General features: G+C 41.5%; 13 protein-coding genes. 5 read left to right on the top strand and 8 right to left on the bottom strand.

The window, feature by feature from the left end:
- Positions 1-4: 4 nt before the first annotated feature.
- The 7 genes from recD to P20439_RS15295 form a co-directional block, all read right to left on the bottom strand.
- A complete protein-coding gene (gene recD, locus P20439_RS15325; RefSeq protein ID WP_008468150.1) occupies positions 5-2,023 on the bottom strand; it encodes an exodeoxyribonuclease V subunit alpha in 2,019 nt (672 codons plus the stop codon).
- The gene (gene recB, locus P20439_RS15320; protein ID WP_008468148.1) at positions 2,020-5,586 is read right to left on the bottom strand and encodes an exodeoxyribonuclease V subunit beta; all 3,567 of its coding nucleotides are present in this window, start codon (positions 5,584-5,586) and stop codon (positions 2,020-2,022) included. Before recB ends, recD begins: the two co-directional genes overlap by 4 nt.
- Positions 5,573-8,872: an exodeoxyribonuclease V subunit gamma gene (gene recC / locus P20439_RS15315; RefSeq protein ID WP_008468147.1), complete on the bottom strand. Its 3,300-nt coding sequence runs from the start codon at positions 8,870-8,872 to the stop codon at positions 5,573-5,575. The genes recB and recC overlap by 14 nt, the downstream gene beginning before the upstream one ends.
- 166 nt (positions 8,873-9,038) lie before the next feature.
- Entirely contained in the window at positions 9,039-10,100 is a 1,062-nt protein-coding gene (locus P20439_RS15310; protein WP_008468145.1) for an alkaline phosphatase D family protein, read from the bottom strand.
- A complete protein-coding gene (locus P20439_RS15305) occupies positions 10,097-11,227 on the bottom strand; it encodes an alkaline phosphatase family protein (protein ID WP_193371997.1) in 1,131 nt (376 codons plus the stop codon). Before P20439_RS15305 ends, P20439_RS15310 begins: the two co-directional genes overlap by 4 nt.
- Before the next feature lie 58 nt (positions 11,228-11,285).
- Positions 11,286-13,559: a TonB-dependent receptor domain-containing protein gene (locus P20439_RS15300; RefSeq protein WP_008468141.1), complete on the bottom strand. Its 2,274-nt coding sequence runs from the start codon at positions 13,557-13,559 to the stop codon at positions 11,286-11,288.
- 195 nt (positions 13,560-13,754) lie between these two features.
- Positions 13,755-14,798, bottom strand: a complete 1,044-nt coding sequence (locus P20439_RS15295) for an alkene reductase (protein ID WP_008468140.1) — start codon at positions 14,796-14,798, stop codon at positions 13,755-13,757.
- A gap of 157 nt (positions 14,799-14,955) precedes the next feature.
- Between P20439_RS15295 and P20439_RS15290 the strand changes: the two genes are divergently transcribed.
- From P20439_RS15290 to P20439_RS15270, 5 genes are all read left to right on the top strand, one after another.
- The gene (locus P20439_RS15290) at positions 14,956-15,534 is read left to right on the top strand and encodes a TetR/AcrR family transcriptional regulator (RefSeq protein WP_008109773.1); all 579 of its coding nucleotides are present in this window, start codon (positions 14,956-14,958) and stop codon (positions 15,532-15,534) included.
- Between the two features lie 66 nt (positions 15,535-15,600).
- Complete coding sequence (locus P20439_RS15285) at positions 15,601-15,990, top strand: DUF2750 domain-containing protein (protein ID WP_008468138.1); 390 nt, start codon at positions 15,601-15,603, stop codon at positions 15,988-15,990.
- Between the two features lie 229 nt (positions 15,991-16,219).
- Positions 16,220-17,332, top strand: coding sequence for a methyl-accepting chemotaxis protein (locus P20439_RS15280; protein ID WP_008468136.1), 1,113 nt, complete (start codon positions 16,220-16,222; stop codon positions 17,330-17,332).
- Positions 17,333-17,620: 288 nt separating this feature from the next.
- The gene (locus P20439_RS15275; RefSeq protein WP_008468135.1) at positions 17,621-18,496 is read left to right on the top strand and encodes a c-type cytochrome; all 876 of its coding nucleotides are present in this window, start codon (positions 17,621-17,623) and stop codon (positions 18,494-18,496) included.
- Positions 18,497-18,740: 244 nt separating this feature from the next.
- Entirely contained in the window at positions 18,741-20,912 is a 2,172-nt protein-coding gene (locus P20439_RS15270; protein WP_008468133.1) for a M3 family metallopeptidase, read from the top strand.
- Between the two features lie 159 nt (positions 20,913-21,071).
- Here P20439_RS15270 and P20439_RS18335 read toward each other — a convergent pair whose 3' ends face one another.
- On the bottom strand, positions 21,072-21,242 hold the full coding sequence (locus P20439_RS18335; RefSeq protein WP_008468131.1) for a hypothetical protein: 171 nt from the start codon (positions 21,240-21,242) through the stop codon (positions 21,072-21,074).
- Positions 21,243-21,435: the final 193 nt, after the last annotated feature.

The following is a 21,435-nucleotide window of genomic DNA, read 5'->3' as shown; positions in this document are numbered from 1 at the left end:
GGCTTTACACTAATCGCTCATACAAGCCTGACGCCCGTGATACACTTTTACCCATGGCCAGTTGCAGCACTTTTTTATCTGCCACCAGCTCAAAGGTATGCTTTGCCCGGGTAATTCCCGTGTACACTAATTGCCTATTAATACCGATACTCGCCTGCTTGAGCGGTGGTAATACCATCGCTGTATAACTGAACTCTGAGCCTTGGGATTTATGAATGGTCATTACATACACTTTATCGTGCGCCGGTAATCGTGCGGGCGAAAATGCCCGTTCATTGCCTTGCTCATCAATAAACAGTGCCTTGAGTTGACCGCTATCATCGGGCATTAAAATCCCTATATCACCGTTAAATAATTTTAGCTGATAGTCGTTTTGGCTAACCATAATTGGCATCCCTGTATAATGCCGCTGATTAGGGTTAACGCTTATTAAACCTTGCTGTTGCAATACCCGTTCAATACGCAGGTTTAAACTATTAACACCATAATCACCTTCACGAACCGCAGCCAGTAACTGATAACTGGCAAAAGCTGCATGTATTTGTGCAACACTGGCATCTTGGGCTATCAGTGTTAGGTAATTAGCATAATGACTTGCGGCACTATTTACTAACTTTTCAATCGGTGTGGAAACAAAATCATAGTCTAAAATAATATCGCTAAAATGCCCTTCGCTGCTTTGTTGTTCAACATAGTTTAATATTCCTCGGTTGTTGGTATTTACAGCCAGCGCCAATTGACCAATACCGCTTTTGGCATCAAACCGATAACTATGTTGTAAAAAAGCAATGCAGTCAGCGAGTTTAAACTCACTTTGAGTTTGCGCGTTGAGTTTAATGGCGCCATTAAAGCACAGCGTGTTCAATTGCTCGCAGCGTACTTTCGAATAATGTGGTGTTTGCCCAAGCACTAACCCTTGGCATAAATCACTCATTACGCTGCCAGTATCAACCGAGGCAAGTTGGTCTTTATCACCGAGTAAAATCAATCGTGCATGATCTGGCAAGGCCTCAATTAATTTAGCCATAAGTGATAAGTCGACCATGCTGGCCTCATCAATAATCAGCACATCAACATGCAGCGGATTGCTTTTATCGTGCCGGAATTTATTGGTAAATGGCTTAACTCCCAACAGACGATGAATGGTTTGCGCACTTTGCGGGATCAACGAATTAATATCAGCCGGTATTTCACTAAGCTTATTTTTAGCCCCTAAAATTGACTCTGTTAGCCGTGCCGCTGCTTTACCGGTGGGTGCTACTAATTTTATGCTCAATGGCGCCGCTTTATATAACGATTGTAAAATCGCTAACAGCTTTGTTACCGTGGTGGTTTTACCGGTGCCAGGCCCGCCCGTGATCACACTAAAACCTTTTGTGGCGGCAATCGCACACGCTACTTTTTGCCAATCAATGTCAATACTCGGATCATCAGGAAAGTAGCGGGTTAATAACTGAGCAAGTACTGCATCATCAATGTTAAGTTGTCGCTCGCTCATTGTTAGTAATCGTTGCGCAAGAGTCTGTTCATAGCCTGCTAAACGAGAAAAATATAACCGTTGATTAAACAATTGCAGCGGCTTTTGATCCCCAACACTGTGATGTGAGAGTAAATAACGTATTGCCGCCTCAGTCGTAAAGTCATTACTAAATGGGCTCAGAGTGTCAGGCTGTGTGCCCTCTAGTTTAGTAAAGTCGCTTTGACGTAAATTAAACGGATTAGTCCAATCAACCTCTGTTAGGGTTAAACAGCTATGTTGGCTTTGCTGCGATAAACACAGCATTAAAATTATATAAAAGAGGTCGTCATACCCTTGCTGTGCGTTTGTGCCACTGAGTAATTCAGCCAGTTTTACATCAACCACACGCACTCTATGTTCGTCCGTTAAATACGTTAGCAACGGCACGACTTTAATGCTTTCGCTGGTCTGCATCGTTGGCTGCGCTGTTGTGAGCACAGGTTCATCTAAAGGCGCATCATCTAAGTCATCAAACAAACCCGGTTGTTGATTTAAATCACTCATAGCATGGCTCCTTGGCTAAACAAGCCATCTAAAATAACGACTTGATCTGCACTTAGCTGTTTAAAGTACACTCCCTCTCCTGCTGGCATACCGCGTAAAAAAGTATAATAAACACCGCCTAAATGCGTCTCTATTGAATAATCGGGAATTCGCTGTTTAAGCAAGCGATGCAGCGCTACGGTATAAATTAAATACTGTAAATGATATTGATGGCTGGTCATGGCTTGCTCTAGCTGCTCAGGAACATAATCGGCAGGGGTGCTGCCCAAATAATTCGATTTATAATCTAAAATATAATACTTGCCTTGGTAGCAAAAAATTAAATCAATAAAGCCTTTTAGTAACCCTTTCACATGGGCAAACTCAAGTTTACTCTGGTTAAAGCCAAAATGTTTAATCAACACTTCATTAAGCTTAGGGGCACTGAGGCTGCTAAGCGGTAAATTAAACTCCATTTCTACTAAACAGTCACTTGGCGCTAATTGGCTCAAACTTAAATTATTCTCGCTGTTTAACGGGCAATTAAGTGCATCGAGTACCCATTGCTCGGTAATTTGCTGCCATTGCTCATCGATATGGTATTTTTCAAAAGCACGCTCAATCACAGCCGTTAAGTTTTGCTCTGTATTCGTGGGATGATTTACCGGACTGGTAAAATCAAGCTGCTCAAATATTTCGTGCAAACAACTCCCTGGTTTTGCACCCTTTGGAAAGCTATACGGTGAAGGAAGTTCATCTTGCTGCACAGCAAACTCATCTCTTTGATGATCTTCATCACTGCGCCCTGGAGCAAGTTGCTCTGCATGCTTTTTAAAGCTCAAGGCACTAAAGCTGGTTGCTCGCCAGTCACGTTCAATCTGCGCCGTTACTGTATTAATAAGTAAATCGTGCTGTTTAGTGTCACTGTTATTTAAGCGAAGTATGCCCTGCTCAACTAGTTCGCCAGAGGTAAATTGCTGATATTGCATAGCATGATTAGCCTCACAAAATTCACTTAAATGGGTGCGCCACACTTGGCTGCTGGTTATCTCTAACCCTGAGAACAATACATGCCCCAGCGCACTACTTTGAATTGCTAAACGGCTACTTTGCCCTTGAGAAATGTTATACACGCCCAGCGAACAAAAATGCACTGCACGAGTCAGTGCTACATAAAGCAAACGTAAATCTTCAGCTAAACGTTCTTGCTCGGCTTTTTGCAGGGCATCTTCATTTTTACTTAAATCGTAAATCAACTTGCCATTTTGATGATAAAGCGCGTCTTTAGTTTCACGATAACCACTGGCAAATGGCATAAATACCAATGGGTATTCAAGCCCCTTAGAAGCATGCATAGTCACAATTTTAACTAAGTTCGCATCACTTTCTAAGCGAACTTGCACTGTTTCGCCATCTTGCTGGCTCACCTTTTGCGCAAACCAACGTACTAAACGGAGTGTCCCTTCAAGCTCAATTTGTTTTTGCTGCAGTATTTCGCCAAGGTGCCTAAAGTCGGTAAGCCACCGCTCTACGTTATAGCCCAAACCTTGCCATTTGGCACTGAGCTGATTATGACTCAGTAAGCGTTCAAGCATTGCCATTGCCCCTTGCTTGTGCCAAATATGGCTAAGTTGAGCAAGAAAGTTTAGGTGTTCCTGCCAGCTATTTTCATCATCGGCTAAAGCAAAAATATCGTTATAGCTTAAACAAAATAACGGGCCGGCTAATACACCGCGTAGTAATGCCTCATCGTACTGACCATGCAAAGCCGTTAAAAAATTGAGCAAGTGATGACTCAACTCTTGGCTAAATACACTGTCGCGCGACAAATACACACTGGCGATATTAGCTTTACTCAGCGTTTGCTTCATTATTTGTGCTTCAACGCGGTCGCGCACCAAAATACAAATATCAGCAGCACTGACAGGGTTAGCGCCAATACAGGCAACACCCTGGTTTGCTTGCTCAAGTAAAGTAACTATTTTATTAGCAAAATGGGTGGCTAAATGTGCTTGCCCTACGCCTTTACTGGTCGGCTTATTTTTTTCATCGCCGGCTTCATCTACAAACACATTAAACTCAAACGCGGTGGCCGGTTTACCGTCAATTAAAAACGACTCATCTGCTTTTTTTCCCTTGGCTTTCACTTTATTAAAGGGAATGGCATCGTTATAAATAAAGCTATTGGCGTATTTGCTAAATAAGCTATTTACGCTATTTACAATATCACTGCTTGAACGAAAGTTAGTGCCCAATGTAAATTGTTGTGGCTCATCTACCGCTTCTTTTGCGCCAATGTAGGTAAATATATCTGCACCCCTAAACCCATAAATTGCTTGTTTGGGGTCGCCTATCATAGCTAAAGTGGTATTGCTTTGAGCATAAATTTTACTAAAAATACCGTACTGAACCGGATCGGTATCCTGAAACTCATCTATCATTGCCACCGGAAATAACTGCGCTATTTTTTGTGCGAGCACATCACCTTGTTCACTCTTTAAGGCACTGTGTAAATTAGTCAGCAAATCGTCAGGGGTGATCACGCTTTGTTCTTGTTTGCGTTTAACTATGGCCGCTTTTACCCAGCTCGCCGCATATTGCACTATCGCAATTTTTAGCCCTTGGTTGATGGTGTTGTTAAGTGCTGCTAAGGCATCGAATTGGCTAATAAGTGGATGAGTCAGTAATGTGCCATTTTTTTTATAATTAGCGGCATTACTTAAGCTCTCGCTACTCCACACCTCAAACGAATACTTACTGGTACCAAATTCAAAAAAGTCATCATTGCCTAAGCAAAATGCTTCAAGTGCAGCAAGACTGCCCTTTCGCCCAGGTGTTTTTGAGCCACTTAAATCGGATGCTTTAACAGCACCAATAAACTCTTGCTCTAGGCAGGCTTTTTTAAAGGCTGGAACACACGCCAAGTATTCATCTCGCGCTTGCCATACCGCATCTAAACTAACTTGCGGGGTTATCTCTGCGTTCGCCTTATTTAAAATACTACTTACATGACTAAATAGTGATTCGGGCGCGGCAAATACCGCTAAAATCGCATCTGTTCTTTCTTTACTGAGTGGGTATACAAACGCGCGCCAAAAGTCTTTTATGGTTTCAAGCAGAATATCGCGCTCATCTAAAATGAACTCTAAGTTAAATGCCACACCGGATTCAAACGCATGCTGCTTTAGCATTCGCTGACAAAAACCATGAATGGTAAAAATAGCCGCTTCGTCCATTGATTTAGCTGCGGCATCAAGTAAGTCAAACGCACGGTGCTTGTCATCAACGCCTGCTATTACACCCTCAATTAGCTCATCATTAGGTACTTGCCCCAGTAACGCATCACGCGCGGCAATAATACGGCTGCGAACACGGTCTTTAATTTCTTGCGTGGCGGCATCGGTAAAGGTGACTACCAAAATTTGCTCAACACTCAATGGCGTATTCAGCTCACCAGGTATTTGCATGCCCAATAAATAGCGCAAATACAAACCCGTGATCGTGTAGGTTTTACCTGTGCCAGCACTGGCTTCAATTAAGCTTTGCCCTGATAATGGCATAGTGAGTGGATTAAGCGCTTGCATAGTCACTCTCCTTGGCGTGCTCAAATAATGGGTCGAGTAGCTTATCGCTCCAATGTATAAATTCGTCTTGGCAGTCATTAAGTGATTGCACCGTGAGACGAATATAAGGGTTTTCTCCTTCGCCTCGGCCAATATACTGTGGACTAAATTTACTGTTGGCTTTTGCCATATCACCACCGCTTTTTACGTATTCATAACCACTTACCGGAAAAAACGCCACGGGCTTGTTGCGTAATGCTTTATAAAGCGCAAACCAATCTGCGAGCAGTAAATCGGCATCGGCTTTACTCATTGGGGCAAAGCTAATTTGCTTATCTAAACCCAGTAATAAGGTTTCAACCTCCTGTTGCATGCTTTGTGCAGCAAGGTGATAAATAAAGCCTTTAATTAAATCTTTAGCTTTAATACTGGCACTACGATAAAACACTTGTTTTTGCATATACACATGGTTTAGCCAGCCTTCAATGGTGGTATTTTCATGCGACAGTAACACTTCTATCGGTTCGCTTTTACCCGCTTTTACTTGTTGTTTTACTTGCCCTGCAAGCGCATCAACGCGATGTTGCATGTTCTCATAAATTAAGCTGCCAACATGAGCTTGCGGCAACTCACCGCGCTGCAGTATTTGCTCGGTACTTAGTGGAATATCGTTAATATTAGCTTCAAGTATTTCATCAAGGTAAAAATAACGGCGCAGCGCATCTAAGCTAAACGGTTCTTCATCTTTGGCTATGTCGTTAAATTGCGGCAAACGTAACCCTAAGCTTTGCTGATAAAAGCTCTCTTGGGCATGGCACACACTGCGAATAAACACATCAAGATCAAGCAACTCTGGAGGCGTTACATCAAGCGTAGTAATTGCTTTTGGCTCAATGGCCTCGCTAGGCAGCCAAATTGGATTATAGCTATGGTTGTTAAGTCCTGCCTGTTCAGCGCTAGCTGGCAAATAGTACTGACTATTAAAAGGTTGAAGATGTTGCTGGCTAATAAGACAATCTGGCAAGGATTTATCACTGGGTTCGCTAAGTTTAAAGCTGCGACCTATGTATTCTAACAATTCACTGACAAGCGTTGATGGCATGCGCGGCTGGTTATCAAAACATGATCGGCCAATGTAGCTCATGTATAAATTATCTCGGGCACTTAATAGCGCTTCTAAAAAGAGGTAACGGTCATCGAGTTTTCGTGAACGGTCACCTTTTTGCTTTTTAGAATACGGCACTAAATCAAATCCGATTGGCTGCACCGTGCGCGGGTAATCGGCATCGTTTAAGCCTAGCATACATACCACTTTAAAGGGGACGGCGCGCATGGGCATGAGGGTACAAAAATTCACTTGCCCCACTAAAAATCGCTGGCCGACACCTTTCTCTTGTATGCCTTGTTTAATTAAATAGCTAACAATGCGCTGCGATACGGCCTCACTGTAATCACCGTTATCGTGGTGCTTACCTATATCTTCGAGTACTTTTTGCAGTACTAATAAATCCCAACTGTCGTCGCTTTCGCTCTCATAAATAGTATTGAGCAGCTCACTTAAAATTTGGGCTTTATTGGTGAGTGTGTCATCGGGGGTGAGCTTAGCTTTAAAGTCTTGCAACACATCAATAAAATGTACCAGCTTGTTGAGTGTATCGAGCGCCATGCCCTCAACCTCATCGGCACTGTAAATACCATTAAATGGGCATTGCTCATCGCGCATGGCAATACCCAGTAGTAGCCGGTTTAAGCCATGTTGCCAAGTGTTAAGCTCAATTGCGGGTAAATCAAAGCTACTTTTATGTTCAGCGTTTACGCCCCATTTAACGCCAACGCGCTCCAACCAATACTGAATTTGCTCATATTCATGCGCTTCTAAGCCAAATTTTTCAGCAATTTGGGTAACCTGTAATAAATCGAGAATATCCGACACACCAAAGCGCGAAAACGGTAGGTTAGCTAAACTAGCAAACGAACTCAGCACTGGCTTTTCTTGCTCTATGGCTAAATCGGCTAGCGCATAAGGTATAAATCGGCTGCCCTGTGCACCACCAAAAACTGCTTCAATATAAGGGCTGTAGGTACCAACGTCGGGCATCATCACGATGATGTCTTTGGGGGTAAGCGCTGGGTTCTGATTAAACAAATTAAGTAAGTAATCGTGCAAACGCTCTACTTCTCGAAGTGGTGTATGGCAATCGCTAAGTGTAATGCTTGCATCGTTTACACTTATTGGCAGCTTGCCCTCATCGTTAATAAACCATTCTTTGTTATTGGTGAGCGACTCACCTTTAAAGGCAAGTTGGTAAATTTCACTTTGCACTTGGCCAAGTAAGCTGTCGTCAAATGCATCTATAAAGCCATCAATCCAGCGGGCATCAAGCTGCACTAGTTGCTCAAAATAATCGCGGCCTAGTTTACCCCACGACGATAACAGCGGATTACCAATAAAATAGTATTCCTCATCGGGGTTGGTGTGCTTTTTTTGCTGTGCTTCCACCAGCGGCATTTTGGCATATTTAGCGGTGATTTTAGCCGCTGTTTTTTCATCAATTATATCGCCCCAATAATGCTCGCTGGGGTTAAAAAAGAACAAAAACACTTCAGTTTTTTTACTCAAGGCTTCAAACACCTCAAGCTGCGAGCTGGCAATCGCCGATATGCCAAATAAACTAATGCGTTTTGGTAATAAGCTGCTATCCATGCTCTCAAGTGCACTGAGTAACTGCCCTTGCATATTGGCACGGTGAAATTGGCTTTGCCCCAGCTGCTTGCTTAATTTGACGATACGACGCCATAAATCGGGTTGCCAAGGCGCAATCGTTATATCAACATCGTCAAGCGTATCAACACCACTATCCCAAGTGGCTATCCAATGGGGGCGATACATCAAATATTGGTCGTACACATCGGCTATTTTTTCACATAGAGCAAAGGTTTTTTGGCCGTCAATATCGCCCTCTAAATAGGTTTTAAGCGGTAAGTACAGCGGTTCATTTATGCACTGGGGTAAAATGGCAAATAATTTCCAAGCAAGGTTAGGTTTGTTAAAGGCCGACTCTTTAGGCACGTTTGGCAGTAATTGCTGATACAACTGCCAAATAAAACTCGATGGTAGCGGAAAGTCTACCTGTGCAGCTACGCCTAAATTTTCACTTAAACCTATTTTAAGCCATTGCGACATACCCGGCGATTGCACTAACACCACTTCTTTATCAAATGGGCTTTGCAATGGGTTTATTTTTAATAGCTGATGAAACTGCGCTTGCAGGGCTTCCATACGGTTTGATTGAATAATATTGAGCATACGATACCAGCCTTACTTGAGATAAAGCCAGTGTAAGATATTTTCAATTTAAGCGGTAGCGCTAAGAGGAAATTGGCATTAATAAATCAGCAAGTTAGCCCGCCGATAGATGAAATTTTAAACGCACAGCTTTACCCGCAGTGCGTTTATTATTTAAATAGTGATGCTATTTATAAGGACTAATACTTGAAAGACTAAAGTCACTTTGCATAATAACTTGCCCCTCAATGTCTTTAAGCTTTAATGAAATAGCAGGGTCGACTTGTTGCCAGTCTATGCTTAAATCACCATAGTTAACATTATGTGTGTAATTACCCACACGATGCTGATTAGGGCTAACGTCTTTCCACTTTTCTGTCAGACCTGAGCTGGTCATTTCAATAAGCGGATAATCAAGGTTTTGTTGATACCTTGAAATCTCGCCCCAATGAGTATCGCCACTAATAATAATCACACCATTTACTTGGTGTTTTTTAATTAGCGCAAATAAACGATTTCGATCCTCAGGAAAATTTGCCCACGACTCCCAGCCGGTAAAATCAGGCAGTAACTGCAAGCTCGACGCTATTAGCTTTATTGCCGCTGGCTTTTTCAGCTCGGCTTCAAGCCATTGCCACTGTACCTCCCCTAGCATTGACGCGCCTTTAACTTCAGTTGGACTATACGGGCCTTGGTTATTTGCTTTACGCTTGGTGTAATACTCAATCTCGCTAACAGAATTAAGTGTGTCACGATTAAAGCGTAAATCTGGCATGATCACCTGCACGGTTTGCTCGCCTTCGCCATACATGTACGAGGTATAAATGCCGTCAGCGCGGGTACGGCGTTTTGAGTTTGCCGGTTCTTGCCAAAAATCGAGCATGATTTGCCGCGATGCTTCTTTATGCGGATACTCTTTCCCCGCGTCATTTTGACCATAATCGTGATCATCCCACATGGCTATTATTGGTGTTTGTGCGCGTAGTGCTTTAAAGCCTGGCTTTGCTCCAAGGCGTTGGTATTTATTTTTAAGCACAGCCATGTCGTTAGTATCGCCATAAATGTTATCGCCTAAAAATATAAATAAATCACTCTGCTCTTTATTTATCGCATTAAAGATAGGGATGTCTTTATCTTGATGCCCGCAAGAACCAAATAATATTTTAGACGGCGCAGCCATTGCTCCACTGCTAATCACAATAGTCAGTGACAGTGCAGAATACTTAAAGGTTTTTAGCAACTGTTTCATTTTAAAATCTCATTAATAGCCGGTGCCATATTGGGGTTAATTATGTGTGGGTTTTGCCCAAGTGCTTTTAAAACGGTGGCGGCAACTTGCGCTTGTTTAAGCTCGTTTTTAGTTTTAATTAAACCGTTATTTTTAATTGCAGGGCCAATAGCTGCAAGCCAAATATGCTCAGAGCCTACTATACCGTTAGGAAACACATCTGCGCCTAGATTAAGCTCTAGCAATGCTCGACGAGAGCTGTGATGCTGCCAAACACTGGCATGACTTCCACGGCCGTGATCGGTAGTAACAATTAACGTGGTATTATTTTTATAACCTGCAGTACTTTGAATGGTTTGCCATAAATCTTTTAAAAATGCATCGCTTTGTTTGGCCGACTTTAAGTAAGCATCGTAATGGCCATCGTGAGCAAAGTCGTCAGTCTCTCCCAAACTAATCACCAATAGTCTTGGTTTTTTCGCCAGCATATACGCCTTGGCAAATCGATAGGTAAAACTATCAAGCCGCACATTATGCCAAGGGCTAGGTATCTCTGTTTGTAGCGCATTAAGTAGCGCTGCGTCGGCAAATAAATCATCAGCAACGGGCATAAACCCCGCATTCACCTGCACCTTGCTGCGCTGGGTATTTACAATGAAAGGAAACACATCCCAACTACCAAATAATGCGGTGCTGTTTTTAAATTCAGGTTGGGCGTTTAAACGCTCTAAAATAGTTTTATTTGGGTTGAATACCTTGTCGTTACTGTTGATACTTTCATCCACTTCGCCAGTGAGAATTTCGTTATATCCAGGGTATGAAAAATACCACGGATTACTCACCGACATAGTTGAGCCTTTAGCCCTATCGCCAATAATAACGCCTTGTTTTGCAATGGTTTGAGTTAAAAATGGCATTAACAACTGTTGACGCTGTTGCGGACTTTCATGCCAAAATTCATTGCTTAACTGTGCTGGCTGCTTAACAAACTCTTTTTTATTAATCAGCTTGTTATCGGCACCATTGAATACTTCTTGCCAGCGAACCCCATCTAAAGTTACCAACACCACATTTTGCGGTGCAGCCAAAACCGCCTGACTGTTAAGTAAAGCCAAACCGATTATTAGTATTGTTATTATTGTTTGCATACACACCTCGTTTAATAAAAAGCCCATCAATGATGGGCTTAATTACGTTTATTACGTTTTAAAACGTGGCGGTTAACGTCACGGCTGCTGTGCGTGGGGCGCCAATAAAGTAAGTGCTCCCATTACCTGTGCCGCCCGCTAGGTAGCTTTCATCAGTAATGTTGTAAACCACAAAAGCAATATCAACGGCTTTGAATGGGCCAGCATTAACTTCGGCTGCATAGCCTGCATTTAAATCAAGCACGGTATAGCTATCTACATCGCCACGCTCGCCAGTGTATTTAGCCGATAAACCAAAGCGGAAATCACCGCTGTAATAATCGGTTGAAAGCACAAATAAATCATCTACTGAATCAATTACCTTGCCTCCTGCTTCAAAGCCTGGCGCATCGCCTTTGTATTCAGAGCTATTATTAGTGTATGAGCTATATACATTCCACTCATTATTAAGCATATAACTTGCTGACAGCTCTAAACCTGTCGATTCAATACCTCCCACATTTAGGTACGAGCCGTTAGTACCTATGGTGTAATCTATACCGCCGGTGTCGCTGCCTGGTGCGATAAAGGTGATACGGTTATCAAATTCAATTGAATAGGCCGTTGCCGTTAGTTTAAGTGCATTATTTTGATAGCGTACACCTAGATCAATATTTTCAGCGGTTTCTGGCTCAATAGCTGATAAATCAGAGCTGTCGCGTTCAAGCACACCATCTTTAATGGCAGCAAAGTTTTCGCTATAGCTGGTAAATAACTCAGTATTACTATTTAGCTGATATAAAATACCGCCACTAAATAGAAGGTCTGAATCACTGTTTACTTTAGCTGTTGTCGCATTTTGATAATGGTCATACTTTTCTATGTCTACTAAGTACTTTTTAACCCCTAGATTAAGGGTTAAGTCGCCAAATGCCATTGAGTCTTGGGCGTACCATTTAAGGGTATCGGTTTCAAAGGTGTTTTTGTATTGCGTCCAGTATGGGGTGTTATCAAAGTGATGATAAATGCGCGCATCTATAACTTTATGCCAATCACGCGACTCATCACGGTCACTTTGCTCATACCAAAAACCCGCTTCAATATCGTGCATGCCAAAGGTCGCTTGATAATTAGCAGTTACCCCTAAACGATCTTTATTATAATGTGTATGACGATAAGACATAACTGGCGTGGCATCAGCGTCGTAACATGCAGGGTTAAGCTCAGGACCCGACTCCCACGGCCAGTTTAAGCTTGCTGTACAACCTGCGTTGGGGGCAAGTGGATTGCCATTACTATCTGTAAAGCCATAAGACCCTGCGTTTGTGCCACCTTCTGTGGTTGGGTTACCACTTTCATCTACAGGGGACGTTAAATAAGGAGGGATCCAATCGCCACGGCCAGAATTTTTATGGTAATACGGGCTAATTGTTAACAATGAGGTAGGTGAAATCGCGTATTCAAACTTTAAATACCCTAGAGTATTTTCACGCAGCGTGCCCCAACCTTCTGCAAACATTTGGTCAAAGTGCGGAACGCCTGTCCAGTTCCATGTTAGTTGATCCCAATCTGGAGTTTGTTCAAATTGTGCCAAGCTCACGCTGTTGTAATTCGTCTCGCTTACATCATCGTAGGATAAACGCCCTGTTATAGTTAACTCATCAAGGGTGGTGACAAATTTCGCTTCAGCATGTTGGTTATCTTTCCCGCCATTGCTGCCCGAGCCAATCCAGCGGCTAGTATCGGTTTGCGAATAACTCACATACGCTTGAGTATTATCAAAAATGGTGCCAGTTTCGTGTTTAACGTAATAGCGACTTGCGTCATGGCTGCCTGAGGTATATGCAAAAGTGGTGCTTTTTTCAAAGCTAGGCGCTTTACTTACAAAGTTAAAAGTACCACCTAGCGCCTCTAACGAGGCTGATTTAATATCTGAAGTGCCCTGACCTACTTCCACGGTGACAAGATTTTCGCTATCTAGGTAACGATTCGCTTTAGCACCACCGCCATAATTAGAACCGCCATTAGGAATACCGTCTACCGTCATACCTAATTGCTGCTGGTTTGAGTCGATACTAAAACCACGCATGGTAATAGTGGTTGACCAATCGTCGCCGCCAAATGCGTCGCCTTCGTTTATGCTAATGCCAGGTAAGTTATCTATTACTGATAACACACTCGATACCGAGCTTTGTTGCTCAAGCATGGCAGGTTCAATAACGTTGTTTGCATAACTGGTTGGTTTTGCAGTAACGGTTACTTCTTCTATCACGTTATCGTTAGCATAAGCTGAAGTTGATACCGCCATGGCCACAGCCATGCTCAAAATCGATTTATTTTTTAAAGCGTACATTGTTGTCCCGTTTGATTCTAATTATAAAAGGTAATTATGAAAGCGGGCATAGTCTAATTTTTAAATATGACAACGAGGGGGAACTTTATTGACAGCAAGGTTAAACAATTATGAGTAAATTATGGCAAATAAATGTATAAAAAAAGACACCCATAGTTGCCCATGAGTGCCCTATCGTTTTTACTAAATTAGTTACTATTTCAATTCAGCTAGCATTTCGTCACTGTAAGCTGTGACTTCTTCGCCGTTTTTAATTTTGCTAATGTAATCTGGGTTAGCTATAAGCGGGCGACCAATAGCAATTAAATCAAATTTATTGTCGTTAATCGCTTCTTTCGCAGTTTCAAAACTATAACTACCTACACCCACTAAGGTACTTGCATAACCAGCTCGTAAAAATTCAGAGGTTGATTTACCTTCTAGTGAATCAAAACGCATGCTGTCGTCAAAAATACCACCGTGTAAATAAGCTAACTTGCGGTTTTCAAGCTCAGGTAATAAGTAATCAAATACTGCTTTATCGCGATTGTCTTCGCTCATATTAAAATAAGCACCTGGCGTTAAACGCATTGCGGTGCGCTCATTGCCTACTACATTAATAACTGCATCGGTTACTTCCAGTGCAAAGCGCGACATGTTTTCTGGTGTTTGGCCGTACTCGTCATCACGTTCATTTGCCGCATAATGTAAAAATTGGTCAATTAAATAACCATTAGCACCGTGAATTTCTACGCCGTCAAAACCCGCTTCCATCGCATTTTCTGCGGCTTTAGCGTAGTCAGCCACTAAGCCTTTAATGTCGTCTTTAGTGGCAGCTTTTGGCGTAACATAAGTCAGCTCGCGCATACGCGGTACTGAACCATCAACCCCTATTGCCGATGGCGCCAGTACATCACCACCAAAAAAGTGTGGGTGAGCTACACGGCCAACATGCCAAAGTTGTGCAAACATTTTTCCGCCATTGGCATGTACAGCGTCAGTGACTTTTTTCCAACCTTGAATTTGTTCGCTGGTGAAGATACCCGGTGTATTTGGGTAGCCTTGTGCATCAGCACGGATAATAATGGCTTCACTAATAATTAAGCCTACATCAGCACGGCGAGCGTAGTAATCAACCATGGCTTGTGTTGGCACTAAATTGTCATCTGCCATACAGCGAGTCAGTGGAGCCATAAGTACGCGGTTTTGCAGTTCAATGCTGTTATTTAATTTAAAAGGTGAAAGTAAGTCAATCGACATAATATTTATCCTTTGTTGAATGTACATTCAAGATAAGGTCACTTGAATGAATATTCAAGTATAATTTTGAAACTTTGTTTAAGATTGCGTAAACTGCCACCCAGGCCTAAGAAAAATAAATTTATTCATTACTACTCTCTCCACTAAAAGAGTCATTATGAGAACTGCAGAATTTGATAAAGAGTTTGTACTACGCCAAGCTATGGCCATGTTTATGCTGCATGGCTACGCAAAAACCAGTATGCAAAAACTGACTCAAGCCACCCATTTACATCCGGGTTCTTTGTATGGGGCATTTGGTAATAAAAAAGGCATTTTTTTAGCCGCCACGGAGCAATACCAAACCGATCGCAATACACAGTTTACGGCGCTTTTTGAGCACAGTAATTGTATTTTAGATACGCTGAAACAATACCTTAATATCATTGTGCAAGAATGTATTGACGGCGAAGCAACTAAAGTATGCTTGCTTACAAAAAGCATTAGTGAAGTGGAGGGTAACGATCCACAAATTTGCCACGTATTACGTACTAATTTAACGGCGTACGAGCACGCCTTTGCGCAGCAATTACAGAAAGCGATAGATAATAAAGAAATTACCAATGGGCGAAGTGCCATAGAACTAGCACGATTTTGTGTTATGGGTATTTATGGATTGCGCACTTACGCATTAACAAATCAAGACCCCGACGCACTAAACCAACTAGCCGATGAGCTGCTTGCAGCCATTAGCTAAACTAAATTTTAAAGCGCAGTATGTCGCTGCCTTTTGTATTCCCCCCACAGTGAGAGAGAGCCAAAAATGACCACTGACAATTTATCAAAGCAAGACGACGTAATTTTAGGCCTTGGCGCAAAAAAACGACTCGCATACATGTACGAAACCGTGCAGCAGTTTAAGCAAGTGTGGATTTTAAATGATGACGACGGCTGCGTCATGCTCACTAACGAAGACGACGACTGTGTGCCTGTATGGCCAACACGAGAGTTCGCACAAGCCTGGGCAACCGGCGAATGGCAAGGCTGTACACCTACAGCAATTCCAACAAACGATTGGTTTAGCCGCTGGACACCTGGCCTTGAAGAAGACGACTTACTGGTGGCCGTGTTCCCTACCGAAGAAGACGACGGCACAATTTTATTCCCTGATGAGTTTCAAGCCCAGTTGAGTAAATCAATTAGGAAGTACTAACTTCTAAAGCAGTGTTCACCTTAAACAAGCTTATTATAAGCATTAAAAGAAAAGTTTATTTACCAAAGGGTTATAGATCATCTATTATAGTGTTGTAACTTACTTTTATAAAAATCGACCTGGGTGGACGTCAATTCCACCCCCGCAAAAAATCGAATAAAGTAATCAATGTTCAGGTAAATTTAATAAAAAATATACATTTATTTTCTGTGTTTAAATTGGGGTCTACATGCTGTTCAATTCAAAATATAAAAACAAAATTAATGAGTTAAATAACGAGTTAATTCAATTAAAAAAAACCAATAAAAAGCTTGAAGCGCAATTGTTAGCAGCAAACAGCGAGCAATCACAACAAAACGACAATGAAATAGCAAATGATACAGCCTTTGTAAAACAGCGTGAATTAAACACATTATCATTACAGTCATCTGATTTAATTAGTGACATCAGAGAAAGCTTAGCCTCAACTTCACATAAACTAATTAATGATATTACGTCATTTAAGTCATCCCAAGAATTACTTGATACAATTTTAGATATGTTAGCAACGACTTCATCGTCAACACATAATATCTCAAGAGATACAAAATCAGCCACTAAATCCGTTAAAGAATTGCAGTCAGTAACAATCGGAATTAATGATTTTGTAAACATAATTAAAGGGATTTCTGATCAAACAAATTTACTTGCACTCAATGCGGCCATCGAGGCCGCTAGAGCCGGAGAGCAAGGACGAGGCTTTGCTGTTGTGGCAGATGAAGTAAGGACGCTCGCTCAGCGCTCTTCTGATGCATCTAACGAGATCTCTAATTTAATAGCTAAGGTCAATGAGCAAATGCAAAGCGTTGTAACTAACATTACTAACGTTAGCGAAGAAAGTGATGGCATTGCAAATAGCTCATCAGAAATTGATGCTACCGCTAAAAAGGTGGTTGAACTATCACAAAATATGTATAGCGTTATTGTTAATTCAAGTGCCGATGCATTTATTCAAACAGTAAAAATGGATCACATTGTATGGAAGTACGATATTTACAAGGTTATATTAGGGCAATCAACTAAAACCGCAGACGACTTTTCTGATCATACCATGTGTCGTTTAGGACAATGGTATTACCAAGGTGAAGGTGCATTAAAATACTCAAAAATAAATGACTTTAAAGCATTAGAGCAACCACATGAAGATGTCCATAAGAATGGCTTTGCTGCTTTAGAAGCATTCCAATTAGGCGATATCAATACTGCTGTAGAAAAAGTATCTCTTATGGAGCAAGCAAGTTTTAAAGTAGTGGACATACTTAGCGCTTTATCACACAAAATTATGGATTATAACTGTAAATAAAATAGTCAAAAAACACCTCACTTTGCATAGCGTTATGGTTCATAATCATTTAGCTATGCATACCAAACTTATATAAATTAATCACAAACTAATGACACCTCCACCTAAGCACTGCTGTTCAATAATCAAACTAAATTATTAACCCTTTAAGTAATCGTTAACTATATTTTAATGATAGTGGGTCACGGTTTACTGATTCACCTAACTAATTCAGCGGTATTAAAATACTCAGCCACATTGCAGCAATAATGGCACTGTCGTTTTATTCTTTTTATTTAGGTTTTAATTATGTTTAAAGTTTATTTTAGTGTTGTATTCGCGACGTTATTTACTTTGCCCGTATGCTCACAAGAAGCACAATCACTTGTGCAAAAAGCGTTAAGTAATGCGCCCACAATTATAAACTTATCAGCAAATCACCCTAACACCCTAGTAACGCCCGCTATTAATGAGCTCGATGCCAGCCCTGAGTCGGATTTAATTCGTTATGGGCGCTTATTAATTATTGATACCTATAAACAACTTCCCAATAACGTAAATAATAAGCTCAATTGTAGCACTTGCCATCTTAATGAAGGGCGTGTAGCCAAAGCCGCGCCTTATGTGGGCATAAATGTGGTATATCCAAAGTATCGTTCACGTAATGCAAAAATAAACACCATTGAAGACAGAATTAATGGCTGTTTTCAACGCTCAATGAACGGTCAGCCACTGCCTACTAATTCAGTGCCTATGCAGGCTATTGTCAGCTACATGAACTTTTTATCACAAAATATAAAAAACAAAAACGATCTGCAAGACAACACAGGTTTTGTCACTATTAATAAAGAGCTAGTACCAAACGCCGATAACGGAAAAACTCTTTACGTTCAGCACTGTGCAAGTTGTCACCAACTAGACGGTCAAGGCTTATATCCTAATAATACTTACATGTTCCCAGCCATTGCCGGCAGTCAGTCGTTTAATGATGGTGCAGGTATGGCACGCACTTACACCGCAGCGGCATTTATTAAAGGAAATATGCCATTGGGCCAAGAAGGCATGTTAACCGAGCAACAAGCTGTTGATATTGCTTATTACTTTTCACATTTAGAACGCCCTATTTTTGCCAATAAAGCGGATGACTGGCCAAAAGGTGGCGCACCAAAAGACGTGCGTCGATAAATAACTAGTTAAATAAATAAATTAAACATCACTGGCGTATTTAAGCCACTCAACGCCCCTCCTATTTACTGCTTTATATTTTACTCGCTCGTCAAAAAACGCACTATGAGGCATATAACTCAACAGCTCGTCGCAGTTAATACAGACTTTATCGCAACCTAAGTGTAGTTACATTTAAGTCAACGTACTCTTACTTGATTAATGACAAGGTAACGACTGGTTACAATAATAAGAGAATGTAAATATGAAAACTTTACTCGCCACGGCAATCAGCTCGGCGTTATTACTTTCGGGCTGCTCTGAGCCAAATGTAAACGCTGACAACAAACAACAAACAACTGCGCAAAGTATTTCAGCGCAAGCACAACAAGCTACCAACCCATTATTAGAAAAAAGCACACTACAGTACGAAACCCCTGACTTTGCAGTCATCAAAGATGAGCATTTTTTACCTGCCTTTAATCAAGGTATGGCGCAGCAAATGGCGCAAGTACAAGACATTATTAATAATACAGCCCCTACGACTTTTGAAAACACCATAGTGGCACTTGAGCAAAGTGGCGAGTTATTAACGCGTGCAAGCAGCATTTTTTACAACCTTGCAGGCTCTAGCTCAAACCCAGCGCGTCGTGAGCTTCAAAAAGAACTTGCACCAAAGCTTGCAGCGCACAGAGACAACATCTTTTTAAATGATGCGTTATTTAAAAAAGTAGCCACACTTTTTGAAAAAACAGACTCTTTAGCATTAACAGCGCAAGAAACACGACTATTAGACGTTTACTATAAACGTTTTGTGCGCTCAGGCGCTCAGCTTAATGATGAACAAAAGCAGCAAATACGTGATATTAACTCATCGCTATCAACCTTAACGACGCAGTTTTCACAAAACTTACTTGCGCTAAGTAAAAGTAATGTTGTCATCGTAAAAGACCAAAAAGAGTTAGCTGGCTTATCGGCAGGTCAAATTGAACAATTTGCTAATGCAGCCACAGAAGCCGGCCACGAAGGGCAGTATTTAATTAAAATCACCAATACCACTCGCCAGCCTGTTTTAGCTTCATTACAAAACCGTGATTTACGCGAGAAAGTGTGGCGTGCATCTTCAGAGCGCGCGCTAGATGGTGAATTTAGTAATCGCGACATTGTTGCGCAACTAGTTAAATTAAGAGCACAAAAAGCAAAGCTACTTGGCTACAACAGCTGGGCTGAATTTGGTTTAGAGTCGCAAATGGCTAAAAAACCACAAGCTGTATTTGATATGTTTGCTAGCATGGTGCCAAGGCTAACTCAAAATGTAGCGTTAGAAGCTGCCGATATTCAAGAAAAAATAAATGCATCTGCAGAGCAGTTCGAACTTAAACCATGGGATTGGTTATATTATGCCGAGCAAGTACGTCAAGATAAGTACAACCTTGATGAAAAAGCAGTAAAAGAATATTTTGAGTTTAACCGTGTATTAGAAGACGGTGTATTCTTTACCATGAATCGTTTGTATGGCATTACATTTAAGCCACGTAACGATCTACCTGTGTATCACCCAGATGTAAAAGCATATGAAGTATTTGACGCAAATGGTGAAAGCCTAGCTATCTTTTTTGCTGATTATTTTGCGCGTGAAGGTAAACGTGGCGGCGCATGGATGAGCTCGTTTGTTAAACAGTCTGGTTTGCATGGGCAAAAACCTGTTGTCGTGAATGTTATGAACATTCAAAAAGGCGCCAAAGGTGAGCCGACACTTATTAGCTACGATGAAACAACCACTATGTTCCATGAGCTTGGCCATGGCTTGCACGGTATGCTTTCAAAAGTAAAATACCCAACCTTATCTGGTACGTCAGTATCAAGAGACTTTGTTGAATTCCCGTCTACGTTTGAAGAAGATTGGGCAATGCACCCTGAGGTCATTGCAAACTATGCTAAACATTACCAAACAAGTGAGCCAATCCCTGATGAACTGCTTGAAAAAGTGATTAAATCGCGCAGCTTTAACCAAGGTTTTGATACATTAGAATATGTATCTGCTGCTTTATTAGATATGGAATGGCACTCATTACCAGCAGACGCACCACTGCAAGATATTGAAAAATTTGAGCAAGATGTTTTAACAAAACACGGCGTTAACGTGCCATTTGTGCCGCCGCGTTATAAGTCTGCATTCTTTTCTCATTCAATGGGGGGCGGTTACTCTGCAGGCTACTATGCCTACATGTGGAGTGAAATTTTAGCTGCTGATGCATTTGCTTATGTACAAGAGCAAGGTGGCTTAAAACGTGAACTAGGTGACAAATACCGTAAAGAAATTTTAGAAGTCGGTAACTCGCGTGACCTGATGGAATCGTTTAAAGCATTTCGTGGCCAAGAGCCAGACACATCAGCCTTACTTAAACGTCGTGGTTTAACAGCCACGGTTGAATAACAAGCAGCTATACAAAGGCTTGATAACATATCGTTATCAAGCTTTTTTACCCCCCAACACATACACCCCAACAATACACATTACCCACCCAACGTAGGTCGGTTAAGTGGCAAAGTCACGCCACCCGACATAACCACCACACACCCAAGCAATTGTTTTTTAACGGCATTTATAGCTGTTATCAATAATCTGCAATTGCCAGTTTAAATTATCGCCGTCACTAATTAGGGTATTTACCCCCGCTTGTTTACCAGGTTCATGTGGCAAGCGAGGTAAATCAGCCTTTGAGTATTTATTAAGCGCGTTTGAGGCACGGAGTTGAAATTTCATAAACTAAACTTATTGTACTAAAACACATTAGATAACCACTTTTATAAGCATATAATTTGGCTGCTAAAGTACTACTATAGATTGCTTAACTACTTTTCCAGTTTGGTTATTTACACAGCCTCTGAATAATAATACTTGTATCGGCCCACTCATATTTTGGCTACTGTGATGTTTTATAAATAGTAATGGAGCT

The organism is Pseudoalteromonas sp. BSi20439 (assembly GCF_000241165.1).
GTDB lineage: Bacteria > Pseudomonadota > Gammaproteobacteria > Enterobacterales > Alteromonadaceae > Pseudoalteromonas.
The sequence above is the reverse complement of the archived record's forward strand: the minus strand, read 5'-3'. Positions and strand labels throughout refer to the sequence as shown.

Excerpts from the sequence above, each read along its gene's own strand:
- recD (WP_008468150.1), bottom strand. The coding sequence starts at position 2,023 with ATGAGTGATTTAAATCAACAACCGGGTTTGTTTGATGACTTAGATGAT.
- recB (WP_008468148.1), bottom strand. The coding sequence starts at position 5,586 with ATGCAAGCGCTTAATCCACTCACTATGCCATTATCAGGGCAAAGCTTA.
- recC (WP_008468147.1), bottom strand. The coding sequence starts at position 8,872 with ATGCTCAATATTATTCAATCAAACCGTATGGAAGCCCTGCAAGCGCAG.
- P20439_RS15310 (WP_008468145.1), bottom strand. The coding sequence starts at position 10,100 with ATGAAACAGTTGCTAAAAACCTTTAAGTATTCTGCACTGTCACTGACT.
- P20439_RS15305 (WP_193371997.1), bottom strand. The coding sequence starts at position 11,227 with ATGCAAACAATAATAACAATACTAATAATCGGTTTGGCTTTACTTAAC.
- P20439_RS15300 (WP_008468141.1), bottom strand. The coding sequence starts at position 13,559 with ATGTACGCTTTAAAAAATAAATCGATTTTGAGCATGGCTGTGGCCATG.
- P20439_RS15295 (WP_008468140.1), bottom strand. The coding sequence starts at position 14,798 with ATGTCGATTGACTTACTTTCACCTTTTAAATTAAATAACAGCATTGAA.
- P20439_RS15290 (WP_008109773.1), top strand. The coding sequence starts at position 14,956 with ATGAGAACTGCAGAATTTGATAAAGAGTTTGTACTACGCCAAGCTATG.
- P20439_RS15285 (WP_008468138.1), top strand. The coding sequence starts at position 15,601 with ATGACCACTGACAATTTATCAAAGCAAGACGACGTAATTTTAGGCCTT.
- P20439_RS15280 (WP_008468136.1), top strand. The coding sequence starts at position 16,220 with ATGCTGTTCAATTCAAAATATAAAAACAAAATTAATGAGTTAAATAAC.
- P20439_RS15275 (WP_008468135.1), top strand. The coding sequence starts at position 17,621 with ATGTTTAAAGTTTATTTTAGTGTTGTATTCGCGACGTTATTTACTTTG.
- P20439_RS15270 (WP_008468133.1), top strand. The coding sequence starts at position 18,741 with ATGAAAACTTTACTCGCCACGGCAATCAGCTCGGCGTTATTACTTTCG.
- P20439_RS18335 (WP_008468131.1), bottom strand. The coding sequence starts at position 21,242 with ATGAAATTTCAACTCCGTGCCTCAAACGCGCTTAATAAATACTCAAAG.